The sequence below is a fragment of the Bacillus sp. LR_5 genome (assembly GCF_042709275.1).
In genome coordinates, this window is the sequence record NZ_JAVAXX010000272.1 from 1 (window position 1) to 8664 (window position 8664).

Annotated in this window: 9 protein-coding genes; 7 read left to right on the plus strand and 2 right to left on the minus strand. The window is 42.8% G+C overall.

What is annotated here, in order from left to right; translation table 11 throughout:
* A partial coding sequence (locus tag RAC86_RS31245; RefSeq protein WP_377886399.1) for a ParB/RepB/Spo0J family partition protein occupies window positions 1–637 on the plus strand: 637 nt, incomplete at its 5' end.
* Window positions 638–687: 50 nt separating this feature from the next.
* Here the strand turns inward: RAC86_RS31245 and RAC86_RS31250 are convergent.
* Window positions 688–1128: a PH domain-containing protein gene (locus RAC86_RS31250; RefSeq protein WP_015715081.1), complete on the minus strand. Its 441-nt coding sequence runs from the start codon at window positions 1126–1128 to the stop codon at window positions 688–690.
* Between the two features lie 247 nt (window positions 1129–1375).
* Here RAC86_RS31250 and soj point away from each other — a divergent pair, with 247 nt between their 5' ends.
* Both soj and spo0J read left to right on the plus strand, forming a co-directional pair.
* Entirely contained in the window at window positions 1376–2137 is a 762-nt protein-coding gene (soj, locus tag RAC86_RS31255) for a sporulation initiation inhibitor protein Soj (protein WP_003219244.1), read from the plus strand.
* Window positions 2130–2978, plus strand: a complete 849-nt coding sequence (gene spo0J, locus RAC86_RS31260; RefSeq protein ID WP_015715080.1) for a stage 0 sporulation protein Spo0J — start codon at window positions 2130–2132, stop codon at window positions 2976–2978. The genes soj and spo0J overlap by 8 nt, the downstream gene beginning before the upstream one ends.
* A 38-nt stretch (window positions 2979–3016) precedes the next feature.
* Here the strand turns inward: spo0J and yyaC are convergent, their stop codons facing one another.
* Window positions 3017–3634: a spore protease YyaC gene (gene yyaC / locus RAC86_RS31265; RefSeq protein WP_003226834.1), complete on the minus strand. Its 618-nt coding sequence runs from the start codon at window positions 3632–3634 to the stop codon at window positions 3017–3019.
* A gap of 459 nt (window positions 3635–4093) precedes the next feature.
* Between yyaC and RAC86_RS31270 the strand changes: the two genes are divergently transcribed.
* The 4 genes from RAC86_RS31270 to ychF form a co-directional block, all read left to right on the plus strand.
* Window positions 4094–5110 (plus strand): YkvI family membrane protein, encoded by a 1017-nt coding sequence (locus RAC86_RS31270; RefSeq protein WP_010886647.1) that lies wholly within the window; start codon window positions 4094–4096, stop codon window positions 5108–5110.
* Between the two features lie 93 nt (window positions 5111–5203).
* Window positions 5204–5410, plus strand: coding sequence for a DUF951 domain-containing protein (locus tag RAC86_RS31275; protein ID WP_003226838.1), 207 nt, complete (start codon window positions 5204–5206; stop codon window positions 5408–5410).
* A 50-nt stretch (window positions 5411–5460) separates the two neighbouring features.
* Window positions 5461–7464 (plus strand): molybdopterin-dependent oxidoreductase, encoded by a 2004-nt coding sequence (locus RAC86_RS31280; protein ID WP_377886400.1) that lies wholly within the window; start codon window positions 5461–5463, stop codon window positions 7462–7464.
* A gap of 126 nt (window positions 7465–7590) precedes the next feature.
* The coding region (gene ychF / locus RAC86_RS31285; RefSeq protein ID WP_377886401.1) for a redox-regulated ATPase YchF at window positions 7591–8664 on the plus strand (1074 nt) is incomplete at its 3' end.

Below are 8664 nucleotides of genomic sequence, written 5' to 3' on the forward strand. Positions count from 1 at the left end.
TAGGCATACAGAAGAAGAAGGCCAATACGAACTCATTGCAGGTGAAAGACGCTGGAGAGCGGTGCAATCGCTTGAGTGGGAAAAGATTCCGGCAATTATTAAGGATTTTTCCGACACGGAAACCGCTTCTGTGGCGTTAATCGAAAACTTGCAGCGGGAAGAACTGTCTTCTATTGAGGAAGCGCATGCTTATGCTAGGCTGCTTGAGCTGCATGATTTAACACAGGAGGCACTCGCACAGCGCTTAGGAAAAGGGCAGTCTACAATCGCGAATAAGCTTCGGTTATTAAAGCTGCCTCAGCCGGTCCAAGAGGCGATTATGGAGAAGAAAATCACCGAGCGCCATGCCAGAGCGCTGATTCCGCTGAAACAGCCTGAGCTCCAAGTCACACTGCTCACAGAGATTATTGAGAAAAGTTTAAATGTAAAGCAGACGGAAGACCGCGTGGTGAAAATGCTGGAGCAAGGCAAGAGAAAGCCAAAGCCGAGACGCAAAGCATTCAGCAGAGATACAAGAATTGCGATGAACACGATTCGCCAGTCACTATCAATGGTGGAAGACAGCGGTGTAAAATTGAATACAGAAGAAGAAGAATTTGAAGAATATATTCAATTAACGATTCGCATACCAAAATAGAAGCTCTCCTGAAAAGCAGGAGAGCTTTTTATATTTTCAATAAAAGGTAATCACTTACTTTTAGTGAAAATTATTATATTAGAATTCTTTTCTTTGAGTTTGTGGATAAACTCTTCAGATTTTTGCGGTGAAATTACTGCATGTCCCCATCCCTCCTGATAATATATTGTGATGGCATGGCGAGAGCCGATCAGACGAAAACCGGACCATAGTTTCTTTTTTTGAACGACTTTATCGATTTTTTCATAAGGAATTTGATGTTTGATCAATCCGGCTTTAATGATCAGATGGTGTTCCTTCAATACATATTTTAGGTCAATAAAGCTCCAAATGATGAGTCCATTTAAAAGAGTCAGCAGAATAAAAATGATCCAGCCGGAAACTCTCATATTTCCCAGCACAAAAGGAACAATGGCATCTGCTTGTATCAGTAATATGAGAAACACAATCATCAGCGTAACGGGTACATCTCTCTTCGTTTGATAAACCATTTTCTCACCATCCTGTTTCCACGTTCTGTACTGTGACTTCTTCTTTTTTTCTTTAAGAAATTCCTTTTTTAAGTCAAAAAAACATAGAAATTGCAGAATTTATAAGAGAAAGCATAAAGCGTGCTTGAATTTTCAATTATTTCCCTTCTGATTCGGAACAAAATGATGAAAAAAATGAAACGCTTTAATCTTTTTTTGATAGAATAGAAGCAAGATAGTACATGTTCATGTGAAAGTAGGTGACATCGTGGGAAAAATCATAGCAATTACGAACCAAAAAGGCGGGGTCGGCAAAACAACGACGTCTGTCAACCTTGGGGCATGTTTGGCTTACATAGGGAAAAGGGTTCTGCTGGTAGATATTGATCCGCAGGGAAATGCGACAAGCGGATTAGGGATTGAAAAAGCCGATGTAGAGCAGTGTGTGTACGATATTTTAGTAGATGATGCAGATGTAATAGATATTATTAAAGCAACGACAGTAGAGAACTTGGATGTGATTCCTGCGACGATTCAGCTTGCAGGGGCTGAGATCGAGCTGGTTCCTACAATATCAAGAGAAGTGAGATTGAAGAGAGCGCTTGAAGCAGTAAAGCAAAATTATGATTATATTATCATTGATTGTCCGCCGTCATTGGGCTTGCTGACGATTAACGCCCTTACAGCCTCGGATTCCGTTGTGATTCCTGTACAGTGCGAATATTATGCCTTGGAGGGTCTCAGCCAGTTATTAAATACAGTACGTCTTGTGCAAAAGCATTTGAATACTGATTTAATGATTGAAGGTGTATTGCTGACAATGCTTGATGCCCGGACAAACCTTGGCATTCAAGTGATTGAAGAGGTTAAAAAGTATTTTAGGGATAAAGTATATAAGACAGTTATTCCGCGTAATGTCCGTCTGAGTGAGGCACCGAGTCACGGAAAACCCATCATTTTATACGATCCGCGGTCAAGAGGTGCGGAAGTATATTTAGATTTAGCAAAGGAAGTGGCTGCGAATGGCTAAAGGCCTTGGAAAAGGGATTAATGCGTTATTTAATCAGGTAGATTTGTCTGAAGAGACAGTTGAAGAAATTAAAATTGCCGATTTACGCCCTAATCCTTATCAGCCAAGAAAACACTTTGATGACGAGGCATTAGCTGAACTAAAAGAATCTGTGCTGCAGCATGGCATTCTTCAGCCGCTTATCGTCAGAAAATCTTTAAAAGGCTATGATATTGTTGCGGGTGAACGGCGTTTTCGAGCGGCAAAGCTGGCAGGTTTAGATACAGTTCCGGCTATTGTCCGTGAATTATCAGAGGCGTTAATGAGGGAAATTGCTCTATTAGAAAACCTTCAGCGTGAAGATTTATCTCCGCTTGAAGAGGCTCAGGCATATGACTCCTTGTTGAAACACTTAGATCTCACACAAGAGCAGCTCGCCAAACGTCTTGGGAAAAGCAGACCGCATATTGCGAATCATTTAAGACTGCTGACACTGCCAGAAAATATTCAGCAGCTTATTGCCGAAGGTACGCTTTCTATGGGACATGGACGCACGCTCCTTGGCTTGAAAAACAAAAATAAGCTTGAACCGCTGGTACAAAAAGTGATTGCGGAGCAGCTTAATGTTCGCCAGCTTGAGCAGCTGATTCAGCAATTGAATCAGAATGTTCCACGTGAAACAAAGAAAAAAGAACTTGTGAAAGATGCGGTTCTAAAAGAACGGGAATCCTATCTCCAAAATTATTTTGGAACAACAGTTAATATTAAAAGACAGAAGAAAAAAGGCAAAATCGAAATTGAATTTTTCTCTAATGAAGACCTTGACCGGATTTTAGAGCTTTTGTCTGAACGAGAATCGTAAATGAAGAAACCATCTTTCAAGCAAAGATGGTTTTTGTTTTATATGCGCCCAGTGAGTCTTTGCAACGGGTTAATGCGTTCTTGCCTCCACTCTGTCCGATCTGTTAAACTCAAACCTTCCGCTAGAACATTTGCCATATTCATGACCAAGTTGAGTCTAGTGTTTTGCAATACAAAATATTCCATGAAACCGCTCACATTCACGATTCCGTTAATATGAAGATCTCCCACTTCAGGAAGGTCTTTTTGTACACCGGCTCCGGGCTTTAATGGCCCGTCCCCGATTTGAAATGAACCCACACTCTTAACGCGGCCTAAGCATGCATCGACTGCTATAACAAATGGGTTTTTATGTAATTTATGAATGTCATTGATTTTATCCTTCATGTTCACAGCATGGACGGGGTCAGATAAGGTTCCGTAGACATGGAATCTGGTGAGCTGCATCTGTTTGAGTTTCATTCCTACGAGCGGGCCTAATGAGTCACCGGTTGAACGGTCTGTTCCGATACAAACCACAACAATTGGTTTGCCGGCAGCTTTACGTAAGGATGAAGAAAGGATGGTTTGGATTTGTTTTGCTGCTGCAGCATCTGTATGTGAAACATATTGCTTTACTCGTTCCTGAGAGGAAAAAAGCCCGCCTTTTCGATTCATGGGTTTCACTTCCTTGTTATAGTAGGTAACAGAATTGCTATGGTGTGTAGTTATGTAAGCTTGTTTACAGTATATCCAGCAGTATGATTTTTTATGCTTTGTGTATGGCACCGGAGATTTTAAAAAAAGTAGAGGGCATGATATGAATGGTTAGTGGGCGATTACAAGTATTGTCCCCCATTGCCTCGATCATGATCAAGCAATGGTCTGTTTATGAAACACTTGAATAGGTAGGAATGGTTAGAAAAAAGTGAAGAGTGAAGTTCACTTCTTCATTCCGCGGACAAACAAATAAATATCTCTTTTTAGACTGCCATATTAGCAGTCTTTTTTTATGTGTATTTCGTATGATAATTTCACCTTGTATTTAAATGTCTATGAAAATATGGCATGTTTGCTTTCTTTTACTTATATAGTAACAATAACGGGAACAAGCTGAACTTTGTCTATGAGGTGATAGTGTTGTGGAGAGCCGGAATGAAGTGGATGCTGCTCATATTAGGGAGCTTGATCGGGGCCGGATATGCGAGCGGTCAGGAGATATGGCAGTTTTTTGGGGCGGAAAGCGGACTTGCTATTGTGCTGTTTACAATTATGTTCATTTTCTCGTCTTATATTGTGATGAAAATCAGTTTTAAGGTTCAATCCACTCATTTTCTGCCGGTTCTGGAGCATTTAATGGGGCCATGGCTGGCGAAAATTTATGATGTCCTCATCATTTTTTATTTGTTTTCGACGACTATGGTGATGATTGCCGGAGGCGGTGTGACCCTGCAAATGTACAAGCTTCCTTTCTGGTGGGGAATCACGCTGATTTGCATCGTGACAGTGTGCTTGTTTTTATGGGATGTGAAAGGAATATTATCTATAAATAGTATTTTGATTCCTGTGTTAGTAGCGGGGCTTTTATATGCGCTGATCTCCTTTCAGAGCACACATCACCATACGTGGACGATTGATTTGTCCCAGCAGTATAACTGGCCTGCGAGCATTACGTTTACCTCTTTAAACATCCTTTCAGTTGTTGCGATTTTATCCTCTGTTGGGAAAGAGATGAAAGGGCTCGGAGAAGCAAAAATCGCAAGTGTGGCAAGCGGTCTTATTTTTGGCGTGATCTCATTTGTTTATAATGAAACGTTGGTGGAGCTGGCGGGCTCCCTTTCTCAGTTTGAAATACCGCTGTTTGCCGTTCTGGAGGGTGCGCCTTATTTCCTTTTTTTATGTATGACGGCGGTGCTGTGCCTGGCGATTTACACGACGACGGTAGCTGGTTTGCTGGGGCTGTCCAGCCGGCTGATGGCGTTTATTCATATGCCGAGATGGATGATTGTGTTGATTTTGTTAGTGTTAATGGTACCTTTTACTTCTTTCGGATTTTCTGATTTGATCGCGTTCTTGTATCCGATATATGGGATGCTCAATTTGTATTTGTTAGTTTGTCTGCTCTTATATCCTATTTTGAGTAAATGGAAATAAGAGGATGTATTTCTTTTCGGGTATCTTGATTGCTCTTATGATCAGTTTTTTTGTACAATAGATACAGCAGTTTAGGAAAAGAGGTGAAGGGTCTTGGCGGATAAAGACTTTGGCCTGAATGATATCGTAGAAATGAAAAAACCGCATCCATGCGGAGCGAACAGCTGGAAAATTATACGCATGGGAATGGATATTCGAATTAAGTGTGAGGGATGCTCTCACAGTGTTATGATTCCGAGAAGAGAATTTGAAAGAAAACTAAAAAAAGTACTAGTCAAGCATGAGGAGCCTACTTCATAAATAGGCCGACACTCATGCTTTTTCATATAGAAGGTAAGGAGAAGACGGCGATGAGCAAAGTGCATCAGTCGGCATGTCCGCTGAATTGCTGGGACAGCTGCGGCTTTTTGGTGACTGTTGATGATGGAAAGGTAACAAAAGTGGACGGAGATCCAAACCATCCGATTACGGAAGGTAAAATCTGCGGCCGCGGCAGAATGCTTGAGACAAAAACAAACTCGCCTGATCGGCTTCGCTATCCAATGAAAAAACAAAATGGCGAGTTTGTGCGGATTTCTTGGGAGCAGGCACTTGATGAAATTGCCGATAAACTTCGGGAAATCAAGGAAACGTCGGAGACGACTGCTGTTTTGCACAGCCATGATTATGCGAATAACGGTCTGTTAAAAGCGCTTGATCAGCGTTTTTTTAATGGATATGGAGGCGTGACTGAAATCGTCGGAAGCATATGCTGGGGCTCCGGCATCGAGGCGCAAAGCTGGGATTTTGGCCGTTCGTACGGTCACGGCCCGCTTGATATTTACAACAGCAAGCATGTTGTTGTGTGGGGAAGAAATGTATCCAGAACAAATATGCACTTATACCATCACTTGCAGCAGGTGAAAAAGAAGGGCGCCACGATTACGGTGATTGATCCGATCTTCAACCCGACTGCTAAGCTTGCTGACCGCTATATCTCTGTAAAGCCTGGAATGGACGGCTGGCTTGCGGCAGCCGTTTTGAAGGTTCTGATTGAGACGGGAAGAACGGATGAAACGTTTATTTCTGAGCATTCTGTCGGTTTTGATGATGTGAAAGAGCTTTTGAAAACTGTTTCTCTGGAAGAGTTTATTGTGAAAACAGAAACTTCTATGGAGGAGCTGGAGTATCTGGCCGGTTTGTATGCTGATGGTCCGGTGTCTACTTTTATGGGGCTTGGCATGCAGCGATATAAAAACGGCGGGGGAACGATTCGTTGGATTGATGCACTTGTTGCGGCAAGCGGAAATGTCGGAACTAAGGGCGGCGGCGCGAATTTCGGAAATGTCCAGATTGGTGAGAGCTTTGCAAAAACAAAGCTGACGCTGCCGGAATTAAAAACAACATCCCGTTCATTTTCAATGATGACGCAGGCTGAAGAAGTGTTAACCGCTGCTGATCCTGCGATTGAGATGATTATTGTGACGTGCGGAAATCCGCTGACTCAGGTGCCGAATACAAATAAGGTGAGACAAGCTTTTGAAAAGGTTCCAATGACGGTCGCGATTGATTCCATTATGACGGATACCGCAAAGCTGTGCGATTATGTTTTGCCGACTGCCACTGTTTTTGAAGAAGAAGATATCTACTATTCCAGTATGTATCATCATTATGTTCAGTACGGGAAGAAGCTTGTGGAGCCGCAGGGTGAAGCGAAGTCGGACAACTGGATCTGGTCAGAGCTTGCAAAACGCCTTGGGTTTGGCGAGCTGTTTGAATACAGCACTCAAGAATTTTTAGAGATGGGGCTTTCTTCATTGGAAGCAGAGGATGTGACACTTGAGCGTTTAAAAGAAAAAGGCCACCTCCCTCTTCCAGTAAAACAGGTGCCGTGGGATGATTATCAGTTTTTGACGCCGAGTGGAAAATTTGAATTTACTTCGTCGCTTGCTGAGCAAAAAGGATTTAGCGGCTCGCTTCAATTAAATGTGCCCGAAGAATCTGTTTTCCATAATGAGGAGTTAGCTGGAAAGTACCCTTATACGCTCTTATCCATTCATCCGCAGCGTTCCAACCATTCACAGCATGTGCCGTTTATTGAAAAGCTTCAGCACGTTCAGGTCGATATTTCTCCAGATATAGCGGCTGAGCAGAATCTTCAGGATGGAGACGAGGTTGTCATCTTTAATGACCGCGGACGCTTGAAGGGCAAGGTGAAAGTGATGAAGCAGGCTCATGCGAAGACGATTAATATAGATGAAGGCATGTGGGCGGCTTTTGGAGGGTCAGTCAATGCACTGACAAATGATACAAATTCTGATAATGGAATGGGAAGTACGCTTTTTGACTGTTTAGTAGGCTTGAAAAAAGCATAATCAAAGGGATTGGCAGGCTGAAAATGCTTTTTTGTCAGCTTGTCTTTTCCAGTGAACCTCCTTATAATTGCTCTAGGTTCAAAATACGCTCATACAATGACGGTTTTATATAGAGGAGATGAAAGAATGGCTTTAACAGCTGGAATTGTTGGTTTGCCGAACGTCGGAAAATCAACACTATTTAACGCAATTACACAGGCCGGTGCCGAATCAGCCAACTACCCGTTCTGTACAATTGATCCGAACGTGGGAATTGTAGAGGTACCGGATGATCGTCTGCAAAAGCTGACTGAGCTGGTCAACCCGAAGAAGACTGTGCCGACTGCTTTTGAATTCACTGATATTGCAGGGATTGTAAAGGGCGCATCTAAAGGAGAAGGACTCGGCAACAAGTTCCTATCTCATATTCGCCAAGTTGACGCGATTTGCCACGTTGTCCGTGCTTTTTCCGATGACAACATTACACACGTTTCCGGAAAGGTTGATCCGATTGATGACATTGAAACGATCAACCTTGAGCTGATCCTCGCTGATATGGAAACGGTTGAAAAGCGGATTACACGCGTCAGCAAGCTTGCGAAGCAAAAAGATAAAGACGCTGTATTTGAGTTTGAGATTTTATCTAAACTGAAAGAAGCGTTTGAGAGTGAAAAGCCTGCTCGATCTGTAGAATTCACTGAGGAGCAGCAAAAGCTTGTGAAGCAGCTCCATTTACTGACTTCGAAGCCTATTTTGTACGTGGCCAACGTAAGTGAAGATGAAGTTGCTGATCCATCTGGCAATGAAAATGTAGCGAAGATTCGCGAGTACGCTGCCGGCGAAAACGCAGAAGTTATCGTTGTATGTGCAAAAATCGAATCTGAAATCGCTGAGCTTGAAGGCGAAGAAAAGCAAATGTTCTTGGAAGAGCTGGGCATTCAAGAATCAGGTCTTGATCAGCTGATCAAAGCGTCTTACTCTCTTCTCGGCCTCGCAACATATTTCACAGCCGGAGAACAGGAAGTCAGAGCTTGGACATTCAAAAAAGGCATGAAAGCACCTGAGTGTGCAGGAATTATTCATAGTGACTTTGAGCGGGGCTTCATTCGTGCTGAGACAGTTGCTTATGAGGATCTTCTTGCGGGCGGCGGTATGGCAGGAGCTAAAGAGGCAGGAAAAGTCCGCCTTGAAGGGAAAGAATATGTGGTCCAAGACGGAGAT

What these genes read in the sequence shown, in the direction of transcription:
- spo0J (WP_015715080.1), top strand. Translation starts at nt 2,130, where the DNA reads ATGGCTAAAGGCCTTGGAAAAGGGATTAATGCGTTATTTAATCAGGTA.
- yyaC (WP_003226834.1), bottom strand. Translation starts at nt 3,634, where the DNA reads ATGAATCGAAAAGGCGGGCTTTTTTCCTCTCAGGAACGAGTAAAGCAA.
- RAC86_RS31250 (WP_015715081.1), bottom strand. Translation starts at nt 1,128, where the DNA reads ATGGTTTATCAAACGAAGAGAGATGTACCCGTTACGCTGATGATTGTG.
- RAC86_RS31280 (WP_377886400.1), top strand. Translation starts at nt 5,461, where the DNA reads ATGAGCAAAGTGCATCAGTCGGCATGTCCGCTGAATTGCTGGGACAGC.